This is a genomic window from Ammoniphilus soli, from assembly GCF_040813775.1.
Genome location: NZ_JBEGDL010000001.1, coordinates 287,689 through 313,022, shown reverse-complemented (window position 1 = coordinate 313,022; position 25,334 = coordinate 287,689). Strand labels below are relative to the sequence as shown.

The window sequence follows — 25,334 nt, the reverse complement described above, 5'->3', positions numbered from 1 at the left end:
ATCCATGAAAAAATGGCTCATATCGCTCGGTATCCTTGTCATACTGGGCTTCGCAGGCTATAAAATCGGGATGAATTATGTTTCTGAAAAAATGATGGATCAAGTTAGCCAGGAGGTCTTAACTCCTGAGGAAGTAAAAAAATTGCTTGACGACCCGGCAATCCAGCAAGCCATTGAGCAGCAAGGAGGAACAGATGCGTTCGGGCAGTTAAAAGAAGCTGCCCCTGTTCCTGCTCCAGGTGAGGAAGCTACTCAGGCTGGAAAGGAACAGCCAGCTGTTTCCCAGCCTGCATCCTCAGCCGCTCTTACGTTTGCAACCAAAGAAGAGGCGATGAAGTTTCTCCTAACTAAATTCACAATGAGTGAATTGACAAACCTGGCATCTATGACCCAAGGGGGGTTAACTTCAGAAGAAAAAGAAGAATTGAAATCTACCCTTCTATCCAGATTGTCTCCTGAAGAATTCCAGGCGCTTAAAGTATTAGGCTTGATTGAACTGAGTAAAAATCAATAACTGTAAGGATTGGGCAAACCTTCAATGGTAAGCCCTCTCTTTTTGTTTTACAAAAAAGAATTGACAGATCTTCTTACCCATTTTATACTAGCTATCATAATTCCTACTTGTTTGATATGAATTGGAGGATTATCCCATGTTTTTGACCATAGATCGACTTGCAAAGGCATTCCCACAGAAAAACAAGGAATCCTACACGGTATTTAGTGACCTTCAATTCCAAGTAAAAGAAGGGGAATTTTTATCCATTCTTGGCCCCTCAGGCTGTGGTAAATCAACCCTCTTGCATATTATCGGCGGATTGGATCAACCCACGGAGGGAAGTGTGCAGATGAATGGCAAACCCATTCAAGAGCCAGGCCCCGATCGTGGATTTGTATTTCAAGAGGCAGCCTTGATGCCTTGGCTAAGCGTTATGGAGAATGTGATGTTCGGCTTGGCCCATCTGCCTAAAGACGAAGCAAAACAAGTGGCTTTAGAGCATTTAAAGCTGGTCCATTTAAGTCGTTTTGCTGATTCATTTCCGCATGAACTATCCGGGGGGATGCGTCAGCGCGTTTCCATCGCACGCGCCCTAGCCATGAATCCTAAGGTGTTACTGATGGATGAGCCGTTTGGGGCACTTGACGAGCAAACCCGAATGATGATGCATAAAGAATTGCAGGAAATCTGGATGAAAACCCAAAAAACAATTTTATTTATTACCCATAACATCCGTGAGGCCATTTTATTGTCAGACCGGATTTTACTTATGGGAACGCGGCCAGGTCGCATCATGAAGGAGTTTAATGTGGATATTGAACGACCAAGGCCCTCTTCTCATCCGGACTTTATTACCTTAGAGCAGGAAATCATGTCCTACCTTGAAGGTGAGATCTCTAAAGTTATGCAGGAGGAACGCGATCATGAATATAGCACTTAAGAGATTCCTCTTCTTTGCTGGTCTTTTTATTGTATGGGAGGCCGTATACCGCATGCAATGGTGGCCGCCAACCATGTTCCCTGGCCCCTTAGGGGTAGCCGAAGCCCTTTACACGGGACTGGCGGAAGGAACGCTTGTCTTTGCTACACTAAATAGCATGAAGCGCCTGCTCATCGGTTTTATCCTAGCGATTTTGATCGGTACGCTTGTTGGGGTTTTGTTGGCCAAATACAAATGGGCCGATGATACCATCGGATCACTAGTTATTGCCTTGCAAAGTATTCCCAGCATCGTCTGGCTGCCGCTCGCCATGGTTTGGTTCCAATTCTCAGAAAAGGCTATTATCTTTGTCGTTGTACTTGGCGGGATGTGGTCCATGATTATGAATATGAGAATGGGGTTTAAGAATGTTCAGCCCATTTTGATAAAAGCTGCGCGAACGATGGGCTCTTCCGGCGTCGATCTGTTTCGCCGAGTGATGATACCCGCTTCGATCCCCTATGCTATCACGGGAATGAGGCTAGCCTGGGCCTTTGCTTGGAGAGCTTTGATGGCGGGAGAATTAATTGGTCCTGGACCTGGATTGGGTTATATGCTGATGTTTAGCCGAGAATTAGGAAATATGGATCTGGTCGTCGCCCTTATGGTGATTATAGCGGTAATCGGTGCCTTAATGGACTATGTCGTATTCCAGCCATTAGAGAGAAAAGTGTTGACTCGCTGGGGTCTTGAAAAAGAAGCGTAAAAATAAAAAGAAGAATTTGAGGGGAATGGGTAAAATGAGAAAATGGAAATTAGGACTGTTATCGAGCGTTTTGCTTGGCAGTATGGTATTGGCCGGTTGCGGTAATTCTTCTGAAGAAACAGCGGCAACAGGAAATGAAGGGGCTTCAGCGGAAAAGCAAGAGATACGCATTGGCCACTTTCCAAATCTTGACCATGCGCCTGCCATCGTTGGCTTAAAGAAGGAAATCTTCGCAAAAAATCTAGAAGGCGTAAAGGTTGAGACTCAAGTGTTTCCTGATGGGAATGCCTTTATGGACTCCCTAAACAGCGGGAATCTAGATATCGGTTATGTAGGTCCCGGACCGGCGATTAACCGCTTTATGCAGGGCAACGACGTCGTCATTCTCGCTTCTGCCGCTAACGGGGCCACCCTGGTTGTTTCTCGAGCAGATTCAGGCATTACAAAGGTTGAGGATCTGGATGGAAGATCTTTCTGCACACCAGGAATTGGTTGCACCCATGACGTACAGCTTGAAAAAATGATGTCTGATATCGGTCTTACATCAAATCGAATTGGCGGAACCGTAGTCCATCAGAAGCAAAATCCTGCGAATGTGCAAGCATTGTTCGAATCCAAACAAATGGATGCAGCCGCTTTGCCGGAGCCTTGGGGAACTTACCTGGTTGAAACAACAGGAGCTAACGTGATCGCCGAGTGGGATCAGGTTGCCTGGGGAACGACTCTTCCGAGCGTTGTTTTAGTCAGCAGCAAGAAATTCGTACAGGAAAATCCTGAACTGACGAAGAAGCTTCTTAAGGCGCACGTTGAATCTGTTGATTTCGTAAACAACAACAAGGAAGAATCTATTCAATTAATTAATGAAACTCTTTATGAATTGACTCAGAAAAAGCTGCCTGAAAACGTACTTGCTAAATCGTGGGACCGAATGACGTTTACGTCAGACGTTCATACTGATGCCTTGCAGGAATGGGCCAACGCTTCTTATGCTCTGAAATTCATCAAGGAAGAGCCAAAGCTTGAAGGACTGGTTGATACGGCTGTTCTAGAAACTGTAGCAACAAAATAAATCACAAAAAAAGTAGGAGAGGCTTCCCTCTCCTACTTTTTTTCTTGCGGAACTTCCACTTCAATATTGGCGGTTTGTTCCACAAGATTAATGGCTTCTTCTACGGTTTGCTGGTCCACTCCGCTGTATTGAGCCATTTCCTTAAAAGAGCCTTCCGTTTTCACTTTTTTCTGTTCCATTTCATCATCTCCTAGGGAAAGATCTATCTATACTTTACCCAGGTAGATAGATTCCTAATTCACGCCTTGACTATTCCATTTTTCCGTATACGCTTCAGGGTTGATTCTCCACTGCACTAATTCGCCCACTTGTTCCTCTTGCAGGATCCCTTGCTCTTTCGCTTGCTCTAGCAAGGCTGTGTAGTTGCTGATTGTTTCAAAAGCATAGCCCGCTTCTATGAAAGCTTTCTCTGCCTTTTCAAACTGGTAAGAGAAGATCGCGAGGACCGAGAGAACCTGGCCGCCCGCTTCTTTTACGGCGTCCGCAGCCTTAATGGAGCTGCCGCCTGTTGAGATCAGATCTTCAATTACGACCACTTTCTGACCCTCGCGCAATACGCCTTCGATTTGATTATTGCGGCCATGCCCTTTCGCTTTATCTCTAACATAGATCATCGGCAATCCGAGCAGTTCCGCTACCCATGCAGCATGGGGGATTCCCGCTGTTGCTGTACCCGCAACGACTTCGGCCTGCGGGTATTTCTCCCGAATGACATCAGCAAACGCTTGAGCGACCATTCGGCGCACCTCCGGGTAAGACATTGTCATCCGATTGTCACAGTAAATCGGCGACCTGAGGCCTGAAGTCCACGTAAACGGATTTTCTGGACGCAAATGTACTGCACCGATCTCTAGCAATTGTTTTGCGATCTGCTTTTCACGCTGTTCCATTCATATCCCTCACCATTTCTAAGATTTGCGACATCGCCTGGGCGGGATCAACGGCTCCCGTGATAGGCCGGCCAATCACAATATAATCCGAACCTAATGAAAAGGCCATCTCAGGTGTCGTGATCCGCTTCTGATCCCCAATATCCGCCCCTGCCGGACGAATGCCGGGGGTAACCGTGATAAAGCCAGACCCGCAGTTTTCCTTTACCAAACGAACTTCAAGCGGTGAGGCCACCACCCCATCAAGCCCGGCTTCCTTCGTTAAAAGAGCATAATTCTTCACGCAATCCTCTATTGAACCGGGAATTCCAATTTGCTGATTCATGGTCTCTAGAGTGGTACTTGTCAATTGGGTTACGGCAATCAAGAGAGGCCTAGAACCGGATCCCACTCCTTTTTCTAGTCCTTCTCGAGCAGCCATCATCATTTCCTTGCCCCCGGATGCATGTACATTGACCATATCTACCCCAAGTGCGGCTAAGCTTTGCATCGCCCCTTTTGCGGTATTCGGAATGTCGTGCACTTTCAAGTCGACAAACACTTGGAAGCCCATCTCTTTCAACGCGGCCACAATGCCCGGACCTGCGCCATAATAAAGCTGCATTCCCACTTTTACATAGCTTGCAGTTCCCTGCAGTTTTTTGGCGCAAGCCAGAGCTTCATCCATCGATGAATAATCCAGCGCGACTATGATTCGATTCTTTGCGTCCATCATTTCCACCCCGCTCCAATCAATTCGGTAATGGAGTGTACACCCATTTTATCCAGCCAGGCCTCAAGCTCATCAATAATTGTGGGGCAGGCGTACGGATCGACAAAGTTGGCTGTACCGACAGCTACAGCTGATGCACCGGCAAGGAAATACTCGATCACATCCTCTGCAGACTGAATCCCCCCCATTCCGATAATAGGGATCTTCACTTGCTGGCTTACTTGCCAGATCATGCGTATCGCTACAGGTTTGACAGCCGGTCCGGATAATCCCCCCACTTGGTTCGCTAGGATCGGCTTTCTCGTACGCAGATCAATGCGCATGCCAAGCAAAGTATTGATCATGCTCAAACCATCGGCTCCTGCTTCCTCTACCGCTTTGGCAATGGAAACGACATCCGTTACATTTGGCGAAAGCTTTACAAAGACAGGTACCTGGCTTACCTTCTTAATCTCCCTTGTAAGCTCTCCTGCAATGACAGGGTCTGTTCCGAACGTAATGCCTCCGCACTTCACATTCGGGCAAGAGATGTTTAATTCCAAAGCCGATACATTGGAGACCTTGGAAATTTTTTCAGCGACTTCAACATAATCCTCGGTTGTTGTGCCAGCAATATTCACGACAATGGGAAGATCCTTGAATTGCTCCAGCCAAGCAAGCTCTTCTGAAATGACTTGTTCTACCCCTGGATTTTGCAATCCGATTGCATTCAGCATGCCGCCAGGCGTTTCGGCTACCCGGGGAGTAGGATTCCCTTGCCTTTCCTCAACGGTCGTCGCCTTGACCGCAATAGCACCCAGCTTACTTAAATCGTAGAACCTCGCATACTCGCGGCCAAATCCAAAACATCCGGAGGCCGGCATGACGGGGTTTTTCATCGTTATTCCTGCTAGGTTCACTTCAAGACGGGAAGCGGTCATGACAGCACCACCTTCCTTAACTCAAACACCGGTCCATCTGAGCAAATTTTATGATAAGATTTCTTCGAGCCTTCCGCAGCCGGACACACGCATGCCAGACAAGCTCCCACTCCGCAACCCATCCGTTGCTCTAACGAGAGATAGCCTTCCTTTTCCGTTCCAGCGTAACGATCCTGCAAAGCTTTTAGCATGGGAAACGGACCGCAGGAATAGAGAACATCCCATGATTGATCCCCTAAACCAAATTCATCTGTCAGCAGGTTGGTTACGAGTCCCTGATGCCCCTGGCTTCCATCGATCGTAGTCACATAGACTTCCCCTAGCTGGCCAAGCTCTTTCTCCAGAAAAACCTGATTCGCTGTTCCAAAGCCAATCACGCTTGTTACCTTCACACCCATCTCAACCAATCGCTTACCGAGATACAACAAAGGAGGAACCCCCACACCTCCACCGATCAGCAGCGCATGTTCCCCTTGCTTTCGATGTTCGATGGGGAAACCATTGCCTAAAGGGCCTAATACATCCACTTCGGCACCTGGTACCGATTCGCTTAAAATCTTTGTCCCGGAACCTTCTGCCCGGTAAATCATATCCAAGGTAGCCGTTTCTAAGTTGACATCACAAATACTAATGGGCCGGCGCAACAAAGGGTCAATCCCTGGACCACACTTCACATGCAGAAATTGACCGGGAAAATCCATTTGCTTCACCAGATCGCCTTGAAGGCGGATCCGGAAGACCCGGTCCGCCACTGGCTCGTTGCTGATCACTTTAAGAAATCCCTTATCCATGAAGTACAGCCTCCCGTTTCGGCTGTATAAAGGATGGCATGGGCTCCGTTCCAAAGGTAATGGTTTCAATGACGCGAAGAAGGGCTCGAGCTGTATCCAGGGAGGTTAAGCATACCACCCCGTTTTCCACCGCTTCGCGGCGAATGCGGAAACCATCGCGCTCAGGCGTCTTTCCTTTAGTCAAGGTATTGATTACGATACTAGCCTCTCCATTGCGGATACGGTCCAGAAGATTAGGCGTCCCTTCCGTTACTTTGTTGACCGTAGTTACGGAGAATCCTGCTTCTTCCAGCATAGCCGCTGTTCCGCTTGTTGCCATGAGCTTAAAGCCTAAATCATAGAAGCCGCGAATGAGCTCCATTGCCTCATCCTTATCTTTATCCGCTACGGTAACCAAGACGCTTCCGTGAACAGGAATCTTCATCCCCGATGCTACTAGGCCTTTATAAATCGCCTTGGATAGGTTCTTATCACGTCCCATGACCTCTCCAGTAGACTTCATTTCAGGTCCGAGCGTAATGTCGACGCGGCGCAGCTTAGCAAAGCTAAAGACAGGAACCTTGACGGAGATATGCTCCGCTTCCGGATGATAGCCTGGAGTAAAGCCTTCGTCTTGAATGGTGTGACCCAGAATTAGCTTGGTTGCCAAATTAGCCATCGGGATTCCCGTTACCTTGCTCAGGAACGGTACCGTTCTAGAGGCACGCGGATTTACCTCGATCACATACACTTGATTGTCATGAATGACGAATTGGATATTGACTAATCCCTTCACCCTCAAACCAAGAGCAATCTTGGTTGTAATCTTGATGATTTCTTCCTTGATCTCTGGGCTGATGCTTTGCGGCGGATAAACAGCAATAGAGTCTCCTGAGTGAACCCCTGCACGCTCAATGTGCTCCATGATGCCAGGAATCAGTACATCCTTACCGTCGCAAATCGCATCAACTTCCACTTCACGTCCCAGCATATAGCGGTCGATGAGCACCGGATGCTGCGGGTTGATTTTTACGGCTTGTTCCATATAGCTCATGAGTTCGTTCTCGTTATAAACAATTTCCATCGCACGTCCACCCAAGACATAGGAAGGACGAACGAGCACAGGGTAACCTAGGCTGTTTGCCGTTTCCACTGCAGCCTCGACATTAGTGACCGTTTTACCCAGCGGTTGAGCGATGGATAAATCTCTGAGCAGTTTCTCGAACTTTTCCCGGTCCTCTGCCGTATCGATGCTTTCCAAGTCAGAGCCAAGAATGCGAATCCCATTTTGCACGAGAGCATCCGCTAGGTTAATGGCCGTTTGTCCCCCAAACTGGACAATCACGCCTTCAGGCTTTTCCGCATCAATGATATTCAGAACATCTTCAATAAATAATGGCTCGAAGTATAAACGGTCGGATGTGTTAAAGTCAGTCGAAACCGTTTCTGGGTTGTTATTGACGATAACCGCCTCATAGCCCGCTTCTTTAATTGCCCAGACTGCGTGCACGGTGGCATAGTCAAACTCAATCCCTTGGCCAATCCGGATCGGTCCCGAACCGAGTACGATTACTCGCTTCTTTCCGGTTTCTTCCCGCTCATCTTCCTCTTCATAGGTTGAGTAATAATATGGTGTTTCTGCCTCGAATTCCGCTGCACACGTGTCTACCATTTTATAAACCGGCACAAGCCCTTGTTCCTTGCGTTGCTTGCGCAGCTCCGCTTCCGTTAAACCGGTCAGCTCAGCGATTTTGCGATCGACAAAGCCAAGACGCTTCGCTTCTCGAAGCAGGTTAGAGTCTAGCTTTTCTTCCTTCAGGCGGGATTCAAAAGCCACAATGCGCTCAAATTTGACTAAGAAGAAATGGTCAATTTTTGTTAGCTCATGGATCTGATCTCTTGTCATTCCCCGACGGAAAGCTTCCATCACCAAAAAGATCCGCTCATCATCCGCTACCGCTAATCTTTTCTCCAGCTCTTCTTGAGAAATGGCCGGTGCATCCTTCAATTCCAAGTGGTAAGTGCCCACCTCCAGGGAACGTACCGCCTTCAAAATCGACTCCTCAAAGGTCCGTCCGATCGCCATGACCTCACCGGTTGCTTTCATTTGGGTACCTAATTTACGATTGGCTGAAATAAACTTATCGAATGGCCATCTAGGGATTTTTGTCACCACATAGTCAAGCGATGGTTCAAAGCAAGCAGAAGTGCGTTTCGTTACTGGATTTTCCAATTCATCCAGGGTATAGCCGAGCGCAATTTTCGCTGCCATCTTGGCAATCGGGTAGCCTGTAGCCTTAGAAGCCAAAGCACTGGAACGGCTTACGCGCGGGTTTACCTCAATAATGTAGTAGTTAAAGCTGTACGGATCCAGAGCTAGCTGGACATTACAGCCTCCCTTAATGTTCAAGGCATTGATGATTTTGAGCGAAGCAGACCGGAGCATTTGATACTCGCGGTCAGAGAGAGTTTGGCTAGGTGCAACGACAATACTATCTCCGGTATGAATACCTACTGGATCCACGTTCTCCATGTTACAAACGACGATGGAATTCCCTTTTCCATCCCGCATGACTTCATATTCGATTTCTTTATATCCAGCAATGCTTTTTTCTACCAGACATTGCGTAATCGGGCTATATTTCAACCCGCTTGCTACCGTTTCGCGCAGGCTCTCTTCATCATGAACAATACCTCCGCCTGTTCCTCCTAAGGTATAGGCTGGGCGAACGATAATGGGGTAACCAATGCGGTTAGCGAAGGCCACGGCTTCCTCTACTGTCGTGATGATGTCACTTTCAGGAACCGGTTCATTGATTTCATACATGAGGCCGCGGAATAAATCGCGATCTTCCGCCTTCGTGATGGCTTCAAGGTCTGTACCCAGAAGAGTAACTCCTTCTTCTTCCAAGATGCCAGCCTCTGCCAATTCCTTCGCAAGGTTGAGGCCGGTTTGCCCTCCAAGTGTCGCTAACAAGCCATCCGGCTTTTCCTGGCGTATGACTCGTGAAACGAATTCCACCGTAAGCGGCTCGATGTAGACTTTATCTGCCATATTGGTATCCGTCATGATGGTTGCTGGATTGCTATTGATCAGAACGACCTCTAGACCTTCTTCCTTTAACGCTTCGCAAGCTTGCGTACCTGCATAATCAAATTCTGCAGCTTGTCCGATCACAATGGGGCCGGAACCGATAACGAGTACTTTTTTTATATTAGCGAGTAATGGCATATGGATTTACCTCCTTCTTGTGCTGCTCTACCATATTTAGAAAACGATCAAACAAATAACCCGAGTCATATGGACCTGGTGCGGCCTCAGGATGGTACTGGACGGAATATGCAGGCAAGCTCTTATGCTCTAGCCCCTCAATGGTATTGTCATTAATGGCGATATGGGAAACATTCAAGTCTGTGCCTTTCAGTGACTCCTTAGTTACGGCAAATCCATGGTTTTGGGATGTGATAAAAGTTCGATCCGTTGCCAATTCTTTAACCGGCTGGTTCCCTCCGCGATGCCCAAACTTCATTTTCTCCGTATCCGCTCCACAGGCTAGGGCAAACAATTGATGTCCTAAGCAAATACCGAACAGCGGGTACTTTCCGAGAATCTCGCGGATCATCGTTACGGCTTCCCCTACGTCTTTAGGATCTCCAGGTCCGTTAGACAGGAGTATGCCATCGGGGCGAAGTCGGTTAATCTCCTTGGCTGTCGTATTCCAAGGAACGACGATCACATCGCAGTTTCTCTTGGTAAGCTCACGCAAAATGCCGCTCTTGGATCCAAAATCGACCACAACGATTCTCGGTCCAGTGCCCGGTACAGTGAATACACTTTTTGTGGAGACCCTGGATACCTGATCGTTCATATTTCCGGATTGCTGAAGCTTACTCAAGAATTCCTCAACGCTTGCTCCGGAAGTCGTAATGACTCCTCTCATCGTTCCGAATTCACGAATTTTGCGCGTAAGTCTCCGCGTATCAATGTCACTAATTCCTGGAATGTCATATTCCTTCAGCAGGGAATCGAGGGTTTGCTGGCTCCTGAAGTTACTTGGATCTTCCGCATGCTCCCTTACCACAAAACCGTGAATGAAAGGCCGAACGGACTCAAAGTCATCTCGGTTAATGCCGTAGTTACCGATTAAAGGATACGTCATGGTTACGATCTGACCGCAATATGATGGATCGGAAAGAACTTCTTGATAACCGGTGATCCCTGTATTAAATACGACTTCTCCGTAAGATTCTCTTGATGCTCCGAATGTTTTTCCGGTAAATACAGTTCCGTCTTCTAATATTAATCTAGCTAACATTCGCTCCACCCTCTCTTTATGCTGATTTATAATTTATACGGTTTTTAAAACCTCTTCACGCTTCCATACGACTGATCCGGCAACCATCGTCATGACCGGCCAGCCTTTTAGCTTCCAGCCTGTAAACGGGGTGTTTTTCCCCTTGCTGGCGAACTCCTGTGGATTCACTTCCCGCTCTGTCTCCAAATCAATAATCGTTAGGTCTGCCTCTGCCCCTTCTTCCAGCCTGCCCCAAGGCAGACCAAACAGTTCAGCCGGCTTTCTTGTCATCTTTTCTATTATGGTTTCAAGTGTAAATTCTCCAGTTAGTACAAGATGAGTATAAAGCAGCGGAAACGCCGTCTCCAGACCGACGATACCGAATGGGGCCAAAGCGATTCCGCGCTTTTTTTCTTCCTCCGTATGGGGGGCGTGGTCCGTAACGATGATATCAATGGTTCCATCCCTTAATCCCTCAATTAGCGCTTCTCGGTCTGTCTTCGAGCGCAAAGGGGGGTTCATTTTATAGTTTGAATCCAAGCCAGGAATATCCTCATCAGTTAGTAATAAGTGATGGGGACAAACTTCCGAGGTCACCCTTAGCCCTTTCTGTTTGGCATAGCGGACATGTCGCACGGATTGTTCGGCACTGATATGGCAGACATGATAGTGAACTCCCGTGGCCTCGGCAAGGATAATGTCTCTGGCCACTTGAATGGCTTCTGCTTCATTCGGAATTCCTTTGAGCGCGTACTTGGCAGAAAAAACTCCTTCATGAACGGAACCGCCTTTTGCCAGAGAGTCGTCTTCGCAATGGGCTATGAGGGGCAATCCTGCTTCAGCAGCTCTCCTCATTCCTTCTTTCATCACCCGGCTGCTTTGTACGCCTACCCCATCGTCGGATACGCCGATGATTCCTGCTCCTTTCATCGCTGCCATATCCGTCAGCTCTTCGCCTAATTCCCGAAGCGTGATGCTGCCAATCGGAAGAACACGGACAACCCCTTCCTTCGCTGCCTTATCTTTTATATATTTCACAACCTCCACCCGATCGGTTACAGGCCTCGTGTTCGGCATGCAGGCTACGGCTGTAAATCCGCCTCTAGCCGCAGCCGCCGTTCCCGTTGCAATGGTTTCTTTAGCTTCAAAACCGGGCTCCCGCAGATGGACATGCATATCTATAAACCCAGGAGATATGAATTTCCCTTTCACATCCATTTCTTTATAGCCCTCATCTTCAATCTGTTCGGCAACCTTGGCGATCACTTGATCTATAATTAAAATATCCCGTTGCACCAACTGCCCATTCTGCATTACCTTTCCATTCTTGAGTAAGATCCCCATTCCATGTCCCCCTCTATGATTCTCTTAGTATGTCACGAAGTGTGTAGAATATGGAAAGATTAAATCGGAATATGCAAAAAAGGCTTCCTGTCACTGACAGGAAGCCTACGTATAGCATGAAATAGAGGGTTAGATGCGCATAGCAACCCAATATTATGCAGGCAAAAACCGCCTGCAAATGCAATCCGACAACCTTGTCAGCCTCACAGGACTGATTTTAAAGGTTCTTGCTATAAAATTTAAGAAAAGTATGCCATGAACTTGTACTTTTTGTCAACGTTTAGCCCAATAGGCGAAATTGTTCCATTAATTTGACCATATCCTCCGGAACTGGAGCCGTAAATTCTAAATATTCCTCTGTCCTCGGATGCTGGAATCCCAGCACTGCGGCGTGAAGAGCTTGTCCTTCTATTGGGTAATCCTCGCCTTTTGGCCCATATTTAGGATCGCCGACAAGAGGGTAGCCAATATACTTCATATGTACCCTGATTTGGTGGGTTCGGCCGGTTTCCAGCTTCAATTCGACTAGCGTATGATTAGCAAATCTCTCCAGCACGACAAAATGTGTAACTGCATGTTTCGCGTTTTCGAAAACGACAGCCATTTGCTGCCTATTTTTGGGGTCTCGCCCAATCGGTGCATCAATCGTGCCTTTCTCATGAGGAATGACTCCATGAACCAAGGCTATATATTTGCGGTTTACCGTATGCTCCTTTAGCTGGTGGGCCAAAGAAAGGTGCGCTTTATCATTCTTTGCAGCCATAATTAACCCTGAAGTATCTTTATCAATCCGATGAACGATCCCCGGCCTAAGGATGCCATTGATACCCGATAAATCTTTGCAATGATAAAGCAGTCCATTCACCAACGTTCCTGAGTAATGACCTGCAGCAGGATGGACCACCAATCCCCTTGGTTTATTGACCACGATAACATCGGGGTCCTCATAGGCCACATCGAGATCCATCGGTTCGGCTTGGACATCCAATTCAGCTACAGGAGGCACTTTGAGCGAAACCTCATCATCCAAAGTCAGGCGGTAGTTTCCTTTAACCGGTTGTCCGTTGACTTGCGCCAACCCCTCCTTAATCCACTTCTGAATTTGGGATCGGGTCCAATCCTCACTGGCTTCTGCCAGGAACTTATCAATTCGCTCGCCTTCTTCCCCGGGCTCAATTACCCAGTCATACAGCTCGAACGCCGACATGCTTAACCCCTTCTCTCTCTCTTCATTTCTAAAATCGTATCCCATATCATCAGTCCCACACCAATGACTATAGCTGAGTCTGCAACATTAAAAATAGGAAAATTAATTAACGTGAAATCTAAAAAGTCTACCACTTCTCCAAACAATAAGCGGTCTAGAAAATTCCCTACAGCCCCACCTAAAATCAAGGCCAGCGCATAAGACACCATAGGCTTATCTTTCCCTAACATGCGCAAATAATAGATGATTCCTCCCATGACAACCAGCGTAATCACAATGAAAAACCACCGCTGGTCCTGGAGGATCCCGAAGGCAGCTCCACGGTTTCGATGGGAAGTAAAGTGAAAGACCCCTTCAAGAAGAGGGATAGATTGCCCAAGCTCCATATTCTTCACGACAATCCACTTAGTGAGCTGATCAAGACCGAAGACAATTAATGCAAGAATATAATAAAACACAACCATAACCTCCATAACTCCCAGGATGCTTCCGCATTTAGGCACAATACTCAAATTTTAGCATAGGCAATGGCAAGGGACAAGGCAAGAAGCCAATCGAACCTTAACATGGCCCCATCTATATTTTCCTTGACCCAATACATTGCAACCAGTGATGAATATAAATGCTGAGACGTGTATTCAAAAATTGCAAAAGGGTGACATCATGAAAAAACGTATTGGGCAAATCAATTTTCCGGGAACACTGGGAAAGGTGCAGTATATCTGGTTAGATAATGCTCCTGGACAATTCAGCAGGAAAAGTTTAGATATACTAAAAAATTTAGATGCGAATTATTACTACATTATTGATTTCCATTGGCCATTAAAAAGGCTCAATAAAAAATAGCGGGATTTACTCCCGCTGTGTTCCAACATCGCTCTGGCGAGCTTTAATCTCCTCATACTTCTCCAAATACTTTAAAACCGTTAGCACAAACGTCGAGTGGGACCAAGTTAATGGGGCAACAGATAGCGGCTTGCCGGTATACGGATCAAGCTGCTCCGGCAGCACTCCGCTTTCCAGCGAATTGGCCACCACCCATTTGAGGGTTTGCAAAGGCGGTTCTAAGTCCTTAAGCGTGCGAGCCTGAGCTATTCGCCACTCTGCCATCCATAAGGTACAGATGATCCATGGATTACCGGGGATATTAACAATATCCTGAGACTTCTGGAAGTAATAGTCATTTTGGTAACGGCAGATCCCTCCTACCTTAGAATGAACCGTTAACCCTTTTACTACTGCTTCCATTGTTCGTTTCACCCGCTCATCCGCTGGGTCAAATACCTGAAACGCAAACAGCGCAAATAAGCTGCTTTCCAATGTTAAATCCTTCGTTATCGACCCATTGTCATCTACATATATGCCCCGGATAAATCGGCCAATCTCCTGATCATAAAGATAGTTTTCAATGCCTTCACGAATCCGCTCCGCGGTTTCTTTATACCGGTTACACCGTCGGTCATCGCCAAACAGGGAAGCAAACTTCGCCGCCGCCATTAATCCCCCATAGACGCTGCAGGCGGTAAAGGTAAAAATTCCTCTTCGTTCCTCCCATAAATCGTAACTAGCCTTAGGCAGACTTACTCTTTCATCGATATATCGGGTCAAGAATTTAGCGGCCGGGCGGATCAGGTCGGCATACAAGGATTGGGAAAATTCAATCTGCTTGTGCTGACTATAGTGCTCCCAGAGAGCAAACAAAACCAACGCCGTTTCGTCTTCCTGAATGGGCAATTGGAATTTTCCATTATTGACATAAGGGTGCCAGCTTGAGCCGACAGAGCCGTCGGGGTTGTATTTGTGCTGAAGATAGCCTTCTTCTGTCAGGGCTCGGGAACAAAATTCGAAGAAAGGGCTTACCATTCCTTCATACCCGGCCTTGGTCATTGCATACGCAACCAGCGCCCCATCACGCGGCCACATGTAGCTGTAATGGTCCCTATTATATTGAAGAATGTCCGAATCATTTGCAGCGACAATAGCACCATACTGGTCCGTTTGCGTGCGGACAATCAGCAGACTTTTTTTGTAAAGCTGTACAACATCTTCAGGAAGGTTGCCAAACGAACGGTTCGTTTTATTTACCCAGCGCTGCCAATAAACCTTTACTCTTTCCAATAGCGAATTCGGATGACTATCCAGTACATACTGATTCAGCTTTTTTGTCTCGCTTAATGTTTTCCCAATAGAAATCCAATACCAAAGAGGAGATTCTTGCTTGCCCGGAACCTGGAGCCGAAAGCTAACCGTGCTATCAACGGAGCCCTGAGCAATGGGATTCCCTGACAGGACGCCATCCTCTGCATCCCGCCAGGTTCCCTCCGCATGATTAAAACGCTTGACCCCCGTGCTGTACTCGTAAATGCCCTCCTCCTGCGTTTTTCCATTGATCATAATATAAACATTTCGCTTATAGTGATAAATCGTCTTTAAAAGCGGATCATAGAGCGCCGTGTCCCCGACTTCCGTTTCATTAATACTATAGTCATGATTGAAAAACAAGCGGACTTCGCGCGCATAATCCTTTAAGTTCATTACTTTGACATGCTTCAGATAAATGGTTTCCCGCTGGTGGATCGCGTCCTCGATCGTCAGGCGCACTCCCATTCGCTTGTTTTCCGCAACCACATGGGTAACCAGCGTCTCAGGCAAGTAGGCCAAACGGATATCCCAGCCCTCTTCTTGACACCAGCTGAATTGTCCTTCAGCCCATACGCCGATTCGCGAAAAATAACCCCCAATTTGATTTAATTGCCCGACATAGGGGTAGAACAAGTCACGCATATTTAAGGAAGCATCAAAATTAATCAGCATCTTCCCATTTCCGATAACCAGTGGCCGAGGCATCTGCATCACATCCTATATGGTTTGGTATTTTTGGATCCGCTCGGCATAGGTCTTAGCCAGTGTAGATGCAATCTCTTTTGAAGCCCCTTGCGTAATGACACGGAAATGAGGCTGATCCATGTCTGGCATGATCAGTACCCAACCGTCCGAATCGTATACCTTTATCCCATCAAGCAATTCCACCTGTTTGCCTTTTGTTTCCTCCATCATCATGCGCATTACCTTCCCCTTGTTCTTCCAATCGCAAAAAACGGCCTGGCGAGCCATGTGGAAGGAAGGCAAATCTTGCATTAGCTCAGAGAGAAGGATTCTCCTCTCAGCCAAATAGCCGATTACTTTTACCATGCTGTATAGTCCATCAAATAATGGCTGGAAGCGAATGCTTCGCACCGCCTGCATCATTTCGCGAATGTTTTCTTTGGTTCGCAATACCTCGGTATTGAGCTGTAAAGCCAGCCGCTCCATCTCAAGCGGTGCACTGACGGGTATACCAAGCTGTACTTTTTCCTGTTCCTCTTGATGACTATGAATGAGCAAGTGCAGAGCAATCATTCGATCATCGCTGATCCCTTTACCCTCGTCTGTGACAAAGGTGTAATGTCTGGCGTCACGATCCATGCGGACCCCTAGATCCGCTTTATTCTTCCTGACCGTTTCAACCAGCTCCCCTAAATGGGATCGGTCGTCGGAATTCATCTGGATCACCCGGCAGCCCATACCGGTTAATAAAGCCATAGCTGAGTGCCCCAACACCGTCGAGTCATAATCCAACACCACCAGAAACTTGCTCGACGCAACCTGATCGAGTTGAATCTCTCTTTTCAAAGCTTGAAGATAGTCGTCCGCAAGGACGGGATGGTGACGATTCATCCCTACTTTATCTGCGGTTGACCTGGCGAAATCTTCCTGCCAATAGGCATTTTCAATCTTTCTCTCTGTATTCTTGCAGATGGGCAGACCTTGTTGGTCCAGCACTTCAATGACGGTCTCGCCATCCTGCTCTGCTCGAATATGAATCGCCCAATCGGCTGAGTAAGCCTTCACGCCGTATCTTGCTGCCGCTGAAATGGTAGTACCAAAATCCAGCGTGTGGATGCCAGCTGCATTCAGCCCCGCGATCATCGACATTTTAAGCAATCCGGAAAAAGGATAAGGGCAAGAGCTTAAGCTGACCGTTGACCCTGGTTTGAAAGCCGTGGCCATAGCCGCTGCCAATCGCGCAGCAAAATCAGGGGTTATATCAACGTTGGAAATTCCTCGAATCCCTTGGGAGCTGAAAAGAGCTTTAGATAACTTCACTCCCCAGATCAAGGAGGAATGAACCGTGGAATTGCTGTCGACTTCCTTATTTGGCCAAATCTTTACTCCCGCCTTAATGTGAGCCTTAGAACCGATCCGGCAATCATCTCCCATGACCACCCCTTCTGCCAACTGCGATCCCTCGCCAATAAAAGCCCGATGGCATATGGTAGATCCGATGATCTCGGCTTTGCTGCCGATGAAATTGTGATCCCATAAAATGCACTTGCTTAACAAGGCTCCTTCTTTTATCACATTATTGCGTCCTGAAACCGTGTAGCCTTCAATGACGGAACCACCTTGGATGTAAGTCCCCCTTCCGAAAAAAGCGGGCGCCTGGATCAAAGCTGGCTGGACAATGCGCACATCCTCCTCAACATAAATGCCAGGGGCATACTCCTGTGCCTTGATTTCCGCTTGAACCTTGCCATCCAATAAGTCGAATTGCGCTTGGCGGTAAATTTCCAGATTTCCTATGTCCGACCAATACCCATCCGCTACATAACCCATCAGTTTTTTTCCTTGAGATAGTAGCAACGGAAATAGTTCTTTGCTAAAATCAAACTCCACATCTTTTTCAAACAGCTGCAGGACTTCAGGTTCCAAAATATAAATGCCTGTATTTACCGTGTCGCTAAAAACTTCACTCCATGTCGGTTTTTCCAAGAAGCGGGTTACATTCCCAATTTCATCAGTCATTACTACTCCATATTCTAATGGACTGTCAACCCGAGTGAGAACAAGCGTTGCGGATGCTTGATGGGTGGCGTGAAAATCAAGCGCACTTTGCAAATCAAAGTCAGTCAGGGCATCGCCACTGATGACAAGAAAGCGGTCATTTAAAAAATCCTCGCAATTTTTTACACTTCCTGCTGTCCCTAAAGGGCGGCTTTCCTCAAAATAAACCATGTTAACGCCAAAATCGGTTCCATCGCCAAAATAGCTTTTGATGGATTCTGGGAGGTATTGCAATGTCACAGCAATTTCAGTTATTCCATAGCGCTTGAGCAACTCAATGATATACTCCATGCACGGACGCCCGAGCAAAGGGACCATTGGCTTTGGCATATTTGAAGTTAAAGGACGGAGGCGGGTTCCTTTTCCGCCTGCCATAATGACCGCTTTCATGCTTTTATCCCTCCTTGTTCTCTTAGGAGATTATCAGATCTCTACGCAGGGAGTCATAAACCTTTCTAGTCACCGAGGCAATATCTGCCCAATGATAAGTCCGGATTAGCGTCTCCCTTGCCGATTCGGCCATTGCCTTCATCTGCTGTTCATGGGTAAGAGCATAGAGCAATTGGTCTTTCAGCGAAGCTGCAATCCCCGGGTATATCTTTAACCCATTCTCCCCGTGCTCAACAATTTCAGATAAACCACCCGTATCTGAAACGAGGACAGGGGTTCCTGCAGCCATCGCTTCAAGGGCTACGATGCCAAAAGGCTCGTAAATGCTTGGAAAAACAGCAAGGTTGGCATGATGCAGGAGGCCATTTCTTTGCTCATCATCAATAAAGCCTGTAAATAAAAATTTATGGTCTACTCCTCGCTCAGCGGCCATCCGCTTTAATTCATCCATCATGGGGCCTCTCCCCGAAATGACGAATTTCGCTTCCGGGCATGCTGCAAGAATCTCAGGTGCGACTTCAATAAGATACTGGGCGCCTTTTTCGCGAACCAGACGTCCTACAAAGAAAATAATTTTCTCGTTCGGAAGAGCGTAATCATCCCTTCGGAAGTAGGTTTCTGCCCCCAGCTCCAGTTTCCTTACGTCAACGCCATTGGGAATAGCTAACACTTTTTCTCGCGGGAGCTCAAATAATCTTATCACTTCGTTTTCCATATATTTGCTGCACACGATCACTTTTTCTGCCTCATAGGTCAACTGCCACTCTTGGTGATGAATCTTATGTTGAAGATCGGAATAAATGCCTTGATTCCGTCCAAATTCCGTCGCATGTATGGTTGCAACCAATGGCAGCTGGAATTTTTTCTTTAGCTCCCTCGCAGCTGGCGAAACCAGCCAATCGTGAGCATGGATGCAATCAAACCGGACTCCTATGCCTAGACATTTCTCAACATAACGGACCATCTCAACATTAAATTGGAGAACCCAATCTATGAAATCGACTCTATCACTTTCTTTCAGACAAGAGAGTCGGTGAACATAGACCCCTTCCGCATACTCAAAATTGGGATATCCGTCCACATGACTGGTCAAGACATGAATTTCTTCCCCCTGTTGGGCAAGGGATCGGGAAAGATCATAAACGGCGCGAGACAGCCCCCCTACAATTTTAGGAGGATACTCCCAGGACAGCATGAGAATTCTTCTTCCTGAGCTTGTAACTCCCGTTTCCAAGCCGGATGCTATTGCTAACATATGCTCTTGGGCAGGCAAATAGACGCGATAGTTGATTTGTTCGAAGATGGGCCATTCGGCTTCCAGTTCTTCAAGCCACTCCTCGTCCACTCGCTGTCCTTGCAACTCCTCATAAAGCAAGTGGAAGGCTGCTAAATGATCTTGCAGCCTCTGCTTGGCATACTCGACCATAGATTGATTGTCGATGATAAAGGGCCAATCGCTGCTCTGTGCTAAAAGCAATTGCCTTGCGGCTTGATTGAGTGCTCTTTCCTCTAAGTCAGATGGGCTGGGGAAGCGCTCTGCAAGCTCTATCATTCTTTTTTCAGCCTTATGGAGATGCCGGTAGATCCAAGCATTTTTTGGGTTAATCCAGACCTCTCCATATCCGTTTCGCCCCCAGCTCGACTCGGGAAGATGAGCACTGTCGCTGTATGGATGACTCTCAAGGTACTCTGAAGGAGTAATCATTCGCACATGATTTTGGTCATAGTATAGTTTCCTGCACAAATGCTTGATAAACTGTGGACCTTCATACCACCAATGTCCAAAAAGCTCCGCATCATAAGGAGCGACGATGATTGGCTTTCTATCCATTTGTCCTCTTAAATGGATAGCTTGATGCTCCCTGTTAAACATGAAATTTCCCGCATGCATAGCGGCCTTTTCCTCTGCCCATCCCGGTACATAGGGTTCTTTGTGATTTTCCTTTCCCGTTATGCGATAATATTTAATCCCCGTATTGACACGGATTCCTTTTGGATGGATATATGGTTTAATGTATGACATCGGCAAATCAAATCCGATATCCCGGTAGTATTCCCGGTAGTCATAATCCCCCGGATAGCCCTCAAACGAGCTCCAAACCTGGGAGGAAGACTCAGGGTCCCGAGCGAAGGCATGAACGCCATATCCCGTCATGATGGGAGCATAAACCCCTCGGTTGGCTTTTGGAGCAGCATGCTCCACAGCATGACTGTCGCAAAAGAAATATTGGACTCCCAGTTGTTGAAGAATACGATCAAGTCCTGGCGTATAACCGCATTCCGGGAGCCACACTCCTTTGGGGCGATAACCCAAATGCTGCTGGAACACAGCAAGACCCGTCTCCCATTGGCTAAATACAGATTCCTCTGTTTCCATAGATGGCATGAAACCATGAGTGGCCGACGTGGTAATAAGCTCTAGGACTCCTTTATCCGCTAGTTTCTTAAACTGCGGGATGAGCAGGTAATGATGCCTCTCCATGTACTCTTTAATGCCAGCAAAAGTTTTCAGATACATCACAGATAAAGAATTAATCTGTTCATCTCTTCTCGTTCTCGCTACTTCTCTCATAGATAACTCTATTAATTTTTCAAGATGTTTCTCGTAACGGGAGAGCAAAAGAGAATCTGAAAGCATCGTTAATAGAGTAGGGGAGAGGGATAGCGTCACCCGATAGTCCACCCCTTCCTGAACCAGATCCTCAAATGTCTGAAGCAACGGGACATAAGTTTCTGTTATGGCTTCAAATAGCCATCTTTCCTCTAAACAATCTTCTTCAATATGCCTGACGTAAGGCAAATGGGCATGAAGCACGAGCGCTAAATACCCTATCTCTTTTCCATTCAACAAGGTCTTCATCCCCTTGCGCTTAATAGATTGTGTAAGTAGAGAAATTCTCAAACCACTTAGGCTTTGTTCTTTCTTTAGGGACAGAAGGGACTACCTCCACGAATGGACTATACTCCGCAGCCTGTCGATTATTGGGAGTCGCCTTTGGCTTAGAGCGCATAAGGGGAATATAATTCAACTCGCGCAAAACTCCTAATTCCGCAATATAGGTGCGATTCGGCACCATGCCATGGAAAAACCAGTTATCAGTTCCCGCCTGGAAACTGATTTCCTTATATCCGTGATCATTCGTTCCGTCAAACAGGATGTCTGTCACATCGTATATTCGGATGACTTTTGTCAAATGCTCAAAAGGCATGCCTAAACAGTCGCTCACCATCGCCATCAGCGGCCAGGTTAATTCCCAATATGTAAAAAGAACAGTAGGTCCCTGAACCATCAGAACGATTTCCTGATCCCCATAGTAGAGTGGCAGTATGGGCCTTTTCCTTAAATGGGCGGTCACCTGCTGCTCTTCTTGTACAGGATGAGCCACGTCATTTTTCTTGTATAAGCGGTACTTCACTTGTCCGACTGTCATCCCTAAATGGTCTGCAATTTGTTCAATAGTGAATTTCTTCTTTCGAAGCTCCTGGATATCAACGTCCATCGTCTCAAGCACCTCCTTCTTTTTCCAAGTTCATTCGACTCCTATTTATTATAGAGAAGGAAAATGGAAATGTCTGTCAAAATATGCACCCTGTTCTCCTCTACTTTTGTCGATAAAAACAAAAAAGGGTGACAAAAGACAGCCATAAAGCTATCTCTTGTCACCCTTCGGGTTCTATTCCGTTACATGGGAGTAATGATCTTTTACTACACTTGCACAGCGAGGGCAAATTGTAGCGTGTTCCTCGTCCTGTCCCACATGAGGAGTTACGATCCAGCAACGTTCACATTTTTCCCCTGCAGCTTGCTTAATCACTACAGATAGGTTCTCGAATTTCACAGCCTCTTCCGGAGCCGCATGATCATGGACATTCACCTCTGAAACAATAAACAGTTCATTTAAGCGATCAAATTTCGCCAGAAGATCCGCAGTTTCTTGGGAAGGGTACAAATTCACGGATGCCCCAAGAGAATGTCCAATCACCTTTTCTTTACGTGCTTCTTCAAGAGCTTTTAGCACATCATCCCGCACTTCCAGGAATTGGTCCCACTTGGCTTCAAGCTCAGCGTTAATGGTTTCTGCTTGCGGCTTCGGCATATCTGTCAATTGCACACTTGCAGTTTCAACGCCAGGAATGTATTTCCAAACCTCATCAGCCGTATGCGGAAGTATAGGAGCAATTAGCTTGACTAAGGAAACTAATATATCATACATGAGCGTTTGAGCTGCCCGTCTTTCTTCCGACTTCGGACCTTCTGTATAAAGGCGGTCTTTGGAAACATCAAGATAAAACTGGCTTAGATCAATGGTGCAGAAATTATGCACAGCATGGTAAACCGAATGGAACTGATATTGATCATAAGACTTGAGTGCCTGTTCGATGACGCGCTGCATCTTCATCCACACGTATTGATCCAGTTCAGGGAATTTCTTGAATTGCACTCGATCGGCGACAGGGTCAAATCCCTCCAGGTTCCCTAATAAGAAACGGAATGTATTGCGGATTTTTCTATAGGCTTCTGCAATCTGCGTCATGATCTTATCTGAGATTCTGACATCCGCTGTATAGTCTACAGATGCCACCCATAAACGAAGGATATCCGCCCCGAGCTTATCCATCACTTCTGCCGGAATGACTACATTGCCCAAGGATTTAGACATTTTTCGCCCTTCGCCATCCAGAACGAAACCATGGCTTAATACTCCTTTATATGGTGCTTGCCCATGTACAGCAACAGAAGTGGATAACGAAGAGTTAAACCAACCGCGATATTGGTCAGAACCCTCTAAGTAAAGGTCTGCTGGCCAAGATAATTCCGCTCTTTCATTCAATACCGCCTCATGGCTTGAACCTGAGTCAAACCAAACATCCATGATATCTGTTTCTTTACGGAACTCCATGGAGGAACAACTCGGACATTTCAAGCCCGCTGGTACAAGCTCAGAAATATCTCTGGTAAACCACGCTTGAGATCCCTCTTGGCGGAATAGGTTGGCAATATGATCAATCGTTTCGTCATTAATAATCTCGGTATTGCATTCCCGGCAATAGAACATCGGGATCGGAACTCCCCAAACTCTTTGGCGGGAGATACACCAATCATTGCGGTCTGCTACCATGTTGTGCAAGCGCTGCTCTCCCCATGCGGGAATCCACTTTACTTCTTCGATCGCTTTTAACAGCTGTTCCCGGAATCCGTCAATGGAAGCAAACCATTGTTCAGTCGCCCGATAAATGACGGGCTGCTTGCTTCTCCAATCATGCGGATACTGGTGAGTGATAAAATTCATATGAAGCAGAGCCCCTGCTTCTTTGAGCTTCTCCGTAATCACCTTATTCGCATCATCATAGAATAAGCCCTCAAACCCCGGAGCTTCTTTCGTAAAATTTCCTTTGTCGTCAACAGGACAAAGAACAGGCAAACCATATTTTTGGCCTAGGTAAAAGTCTTCTTCCCCATGGCCCGGCGCTGTGTGCACACAGCCTGTACCGGCATCGAGCGTAACATGTTCTCCAAGCAGGAGCGGAGACGTGCGATCATAGAAAGGATGCTGACATACAACACCTTCCAGTTCTTCTCCTTTAAAGGTTTGCACAACCTTGAACTCTTCCCATCCCACTAGCTGGGATACGGATTCAACTAATCCAGATGCCAGAACAAGCTTTTCCCCGCCTGTCTCAACGACGGAATATTCAAGCTCAGGGTTAATGGCAATGGCCAAATTCGCAGGAATCGTCCATGGAGTAGTCGTCCAAATGACAACTTTCATGTTTTGGTCAAGCTTTCCTTTTCCATCAACAACTGGAAACTTAACATAAATGGAGGCAGATCGCTTATCCTTATATTCGATCTCAGCTTCAGCCAGAGCTGTCTCGGACGATGGCGACCAGTATACAGCCTTTAATCCCTTGTATATGTATCCCTTTTTTGCCATTTCTCCAAAAACGCGAATCTGTCTCGCTTCATACTCCGGCTTCAGGGTGATATATGGATTTTCCCAATCCCCTCTGACACCCAGCCGCTTAAATTGCCCGCGTTGTCTGTCAACATAGGAATAGGCATATTCTGCACAGCGCTCTCTAAATTCTGCGGCTCCTACTTTATGGCGATCAATTTTCTCATTTTTTATAATGGCATGCTCGATAGGCAAACCATGGGTATCCCAACCAGGAACATAAGGGGAATCAAACCCATTCATTGATTTATAGCGGACAATCATATCCTTTATGACTTTATTCAAAGCATGTCCAATATGGATATCCCCGTTCGCATACGGAGGACCATCATGAAGAATAAACTTAGGTCTGCCGGATGTCCGTTCCTGCACTTTTTTATAAATGTTTATTTCATCCCACCAGCCCTGCATTTCGGGCTCACGTGTAGGCAAATTCCCGCGCATAGGGAAGTCTGTCTTGGGCAAATTCAGTGTTTTACTATAATCCATACCGGCTTCACTCCTACAAATGGTTAATATCTACTATTATAGTTGAAAAAATAAACAATTAGACTAGGCTGTTCGAGAAAAAGAGCTAGGTTTCTTTTTAACTTTTGCGAACTTAAACTTTCCCATCCAGGCAAAAAGCCTTCTCCTATCTAATGGAGAAGGCTCCTGCTCAGCTACAGGAGAAAAAGATTTAGACAAGTATAACCCTAATCCTACTCTAGTTCAA

At 46.7% G+C, this 25,334-nt stretch carries 20 protein-coding genes; 5 read left to right on the top strand and 15 right to left on the bottom strand.

Going from position 1 to position 25,334, the window contains the following annotated elements; genetic code table 11:
* The first annotated feature begins 4 nt into the window (after positions 1-4).
* The 4 genes from ABLT31_RS01675 (at position 5) to ABLT31_RS01660 (ending at position 3,250) form a co-directional block, all read left to right on the top strand.
* A complete protein-coding gene (locus ABLT31_RS01675) occupies positions 5-514 on the top strand; it encodes a hypothetical protein (RefSeq protein WP_367748043.1) in 510 nt (169 codons plus the stop codon).
* Between the two features lie 136 nt (positions 515-650).
* Positions 651-1,436: an ABC transporter ATP-binding protein gene (locus ABLT31_RS01670; protein ID WP_367748041.1), complete on the top strand. Its 786-nt coding sequence runs from the start codon at positions 651-653 to the stop codon at positions 1,434-1,436.
* Positions 1,420-2,181, top strand: coding sequence for an ABC transporter permease (locus ABLT31_RS01665; RefSeq protein WP_367748038.1), 762 nt, complete (start codon positions 1,420-1,422; stop codon positions 2,179-2,181). The genes ABLT31_RS01670 and ABLT31_RS01665 overlap by 17 nt, the downstream gene beginning before the upstream one ends.
* A 34-nt stretch (positions 2,182-2,215) precedes the next feature.
* The gene (locus ABLT31_RS01660; protein WP_367748036.1) at positions 2,216-3,250 is read left to right on the top strand and encodes an aliphatic sulfonate ABC transporter substrate-binding protein; all 1,035 of its coding nucleotides are present in this window, start codon (positions 2,216-2,218) and stop codon (positions 3,248-3,250) included.
* Between the two features lie 32 nt (positions 3,251-3,282).
* Here the strand turns inward: ABLT31_RS01660 and ABLT31_RS01655 are convergent, their stop codons facing one another.
* From ABLT31_RS01655 to lspA, 10 genes are all read right to left on the bottom strand, one after another.
* Positions 3,283-3,429: a hypothetical protein gene (locus tag ABLT31_RS01655; protein ID WP_367748033.1), complete on the bottom strand. Its 147-nt coding sequence runs from the start codon at positions 3,427-3,429 to the stop codon at positions 3,283-3,285.
* A gap of 54 nt (positions 3,430-3,483) precedes the next feature.
* Positions 3,484-4,140, bottom strand: coding sequence for an orotate phosphoribosyltransferase (pyrE, locus tag ABLT31_RS01650; RefSeq protein ID WP_367748030.1), 657 nt, complete (start codon positions 4,138-4,140; stop codon positions 3,484-3,486).
* Positions 4,127-4,855, bottom strand: coding sequence for an orotidine-5'-phosphate decarboxylase (pyrF, locus tag ABLT31_RS01645; protein ID WP_367748028.1), 729 nt, complete (start codon positions 4,853-4,855; stop codon positions 4,127-4,129). The genes pyrE and pyrF overlap by 14 nt, the downstream gene beginning before the upstream one ends.
* A complete protein-coding gene (locus tag ABLT31_RS01640; RefSeq protein WP_367748026.1) occupies positions 4,852-5,772 on the bottom strand; it encodes a dihydroorotate dehydrogenase in 921 nt (306 codons plus the stop codon). The genes pyrF and ABLT31_RS01640 overlap by 4 nt, the downstream gene beginning before the upstream one ends.
* Positions 5,769-6,563, bottom strand: a complete 795-nt coding sequence (locus ABLT31_RS01635) for a dihydroorotate dehydrogenase electron transfer subunit (protein ID WP_367748024.1) — start codon at positions 6,561-6,563, stop codon at positions 5,769-5,771. Before ABLT31_RS01635 ends, ABLT31_RS01640 begins: the two co-directional genes overlap by 4 nt.
* Complete coding sequence (gene carB, locus ABLT31_RS01630) at positions 6,556-9,774, bottom strand: carbamoyl-phosphate synthase large subunit (RefSeq protein ID WP_367748022.1); 3,219 nt, start codon at positions 9,772-9,774, stop codon at positions 6,556-6,558. The genes ABLT31_RS01635 and carB overlap by 8 nt, the downstream gene beginning before the upstream one ends.
* A complete protein-coding gene (locus ABLT31_RS01625) occupies positions 9,758-10,858 on the bottom strand; it encodes a carbamoyl phosphate synthase small subunit (protein WP_367748019.1) in 1,101 nt (366 codons plus the stop codon). Before ABLT31_RS01625 ends, carB begins: the two co-directional genes overlap by 17 nt.
* Positions 10,859-10,891: 33 nt before the next feature.
* Positions 10,892-12,181, bottom strand: a complete 1,290-nt coding sequence (locus ABLT31_RS01620) for a dihydroorotase (RefSeq protein ID WP_367748016.1) — start codon at positions 12,179-12,181, stop codon at positions 10,892-10,894.
* Between the two features lie 280 nt (positions 12,182-12,461).
* A complete protein-coding gene (locus tag ABLT31_RS01615) occupies positions 12,462-13,388 on the bottom strand; it encodes an RluA family pseudouridine synthase (protein ID WP_367748014.1) in 927 nt (308 codons plus the stop codon).
* Between the two features lie 2 nt (positions 13,389-13,390).
* Positions 13,391-13,846 carry a signal peptidase II gene (lspA, locus tag ABLT31_RS01610; RefSeq protein ID WP_367748012.1) on the bottom strand — a complete coding sequence of 152 codons (456 nt, stop codon included), beginning with the start codon at positions 13,844-13,846 and terminating at the stop codon, positions 13,391-13,393.
* Between the two features lie 205 nt (positions 13,847-14,051).
* On the opposite strand from lspA, the gene ABLT31_RS01605 reads away from it, so the two are divergent.
* On the top strand, positions 14,052-14,234 hold the full coding sequence (locus tag ABLT31_RS01605; protein WP_367748009.1) for a hypothetical protein: 183 nt from the start codon (positions 14,052-14,054) through the stop codon (positions 14,232-14,234).
* A 6-nt stretch (positions 14,235-14,240) separates the two neighbouring features.
* Here ABLT31_RS01605 and ABLT31_RS01600 read toward each other — a convergent pair whose 3' ends face one another.
* The 5 genes from ABLT31_RS01600 to ileS all read right to left on the bottom strand — a co-directional run bounded on the left by ABLT31_RS01600 (position 14,241) and on the right by ileS (position 25,108).
* Positions 14,241-16,235: a glycoside hydrolase family 15 protein gene (locus tag ABLT31_RS01600; RefSeq protein WP_367748007.1), complete on the bottom strand. Its 1,995-nt coding sequence runs from the start codon at positions 16,233-16,235 to the stop codon at positions 14,241-14,243.
* 12 nt (positions 16,236-16,247) lie between these two features.
* Positions 16,248-18,662, bottom strand: coding sequence for a sugar phosphate nucleotidyltransferase (locus tag ABLT31_RS01595; protein WP_367748005.1), 2,415 nt, complete (start codon positions 18,660-18,662; stop codon positions 16,248-16,250).
* 22 nt (positions 18,663-18,684) lie between these two features.
* Positions 18,685-21,513 (bottom strand): 1,4-alpha-glucan branching protein domain-containing protein, encoded by a 2,829-nt coding sequence (locus ABLT31_RS01590; protein ID WP_367748003.1) that lies wholly within the window; start codon positions 21,511-21,513, stop codon positions 18,685-18,687.
* Positions 21,514-21,532: 19 nt separating this feature from the next.
* Complete coding sequence (locus tag ABLT31_RS01585) at positions 21,533-22,162, bottom strand: DUF4912 domain-containing protein (protein ID WP_367748000.1); 630 nt, start codon at positions 22,160-22,162, stop codon at positions 21,533-21,535.
* A 174-nt stretch (positions 22,163-22,336) separates the two neighbouring features.
* Positions 22,337-25,108, bottom strand: a complete 2,772-nt coding sequence (gene ileS, locus ABLT31_RS01580; RefSeq protein ID WP_367747998.1) for an isoleucine--tRNA ligase — start codon at positions 25,106-25,108, stop codon at positions 22,337-22,339.
* Positions 25,109-25,334: the final 226 nt, after the last annotated feature.

Coding starts and splice junctions, on each gene's coding strand:
- ABLT31_RS01620 (WP_367748016.1), bottom strand. CDS start 12,181: ATGGGGATCTTACTCAAGAATGGAAAGGTAATGCAGAATGGGCAGTTG.
- carB (WP_367748022.1), bottom strand. CDS start 9,774: ATGCCATTACTCGCTAATATAAAAAAAGTACTCGTTATCGGTTCCGGC.
- ABLT31_RS01605 (WP_367748009.1), top strand. CDS start 14,052: ATGAAAAAACGTATTGGGCAAATCAATTTTCCGGGAACACTGGGAAAG.
- ileS (WP_367747998.1), bottom strand. CDS start 25,108: ATGGATTATAGTAAAACACTGAATTTGCCCAAGACAGACTTCCCTATG.
- ABLT31_RS01635 (WP_367748024.1), bottom strand. CDS start 6,563: ATGGATAAGGGATTTCTTAAAGTGATCAGCAACGAGCCAGTGGCGGAC.
- ABLT31_RS01660 (WP_367748036.1), top strand. CDS start 2,216: ATGAGAAAATGGAAATTAGGACTGTTATCGAGCGTTTTGCTTGGCAGT.
- ABLT31_RS01665 (WP_367748038.1), top strand. CDS start 1,420: ATGAATATAGCACTTAAGAGATTCCTCTTCTTTGCTGGTCTTTTTATT.
- ABLT31_RS01615 (WP_367748014.1), bottom strand. CDS start 13,388: ATGTCGGCGTTCGAGCTGTATGACTGGGTAATTGAGCCCGGGGAAGAA.
- ABLT31_RS01670 (WP_367748041.1), top strand. CDS start 651: ATGTTTTTGACCATAGATCGACTTGCAAAGGCATTCCCACAGAAAAAC.
- ABLT31_RS01600 (WP_367748007.1), bottom strand. CDS start 16,235: ATGCCTCGGCCACTGGTTATCGGAAATGGGAAGATGCTGATTAATTTT.
- ABLT31_RS01640 (WP_367748026.1), bottom strand. CDS start 5,772: ATGACCGCTTCCCGTCTTGAAGTGAACCTAGCAGGAATAACGATGAAA.
- pyrE (WP_367748030.1), bottom strand. CDS start 4,140: ATGGAACAGCGTGAAAAGCAGATCGCAAAACAATTGCTAGAGATCGGT.
- pyrF (WP_367748028.1), bottom strand. CDS start 4,855: ATGATGGACGCAAAGAATCGAATCATAGTCGCGCTGGATTATTCATCG.
- ABLT31_RS01585 (WP_367748000.1), bottom strand. CDS start 22,162: ATGGACGTTGATATCCAGGAGCTTCGAAAGAAGAAATTCACTATTGAA.
- ABLT31_RS01625 (WP_367748019.1), bottom strand. CDS start 10,858: ATGTTAGCTAGATTAATATTAGAAGACGGAACTGTATTTACCGGAAAA.
- ABLT31_RS01655 (WP_367748033.1), bottom strand. CDS start 3,429: ATGGAACAGAAAAAAGTGAAAACGGAAGGCTCTTTTAAGGAAATGGCT.
- ABLT31_RS01675 (WP_367748043.1), top strand. CDS start 5: ATGAAAAAATGGCTCATATCGCTCGGTATCCTTGTCATACTGGGCTTC.
- ABLT31_RS01595 (WP_367748005.1), bottom strand. CDS start 18,662: ATGAAAGCGGTCATTATGGCAGGCGGAAAAGGAACCCGCCTCCGTCCT.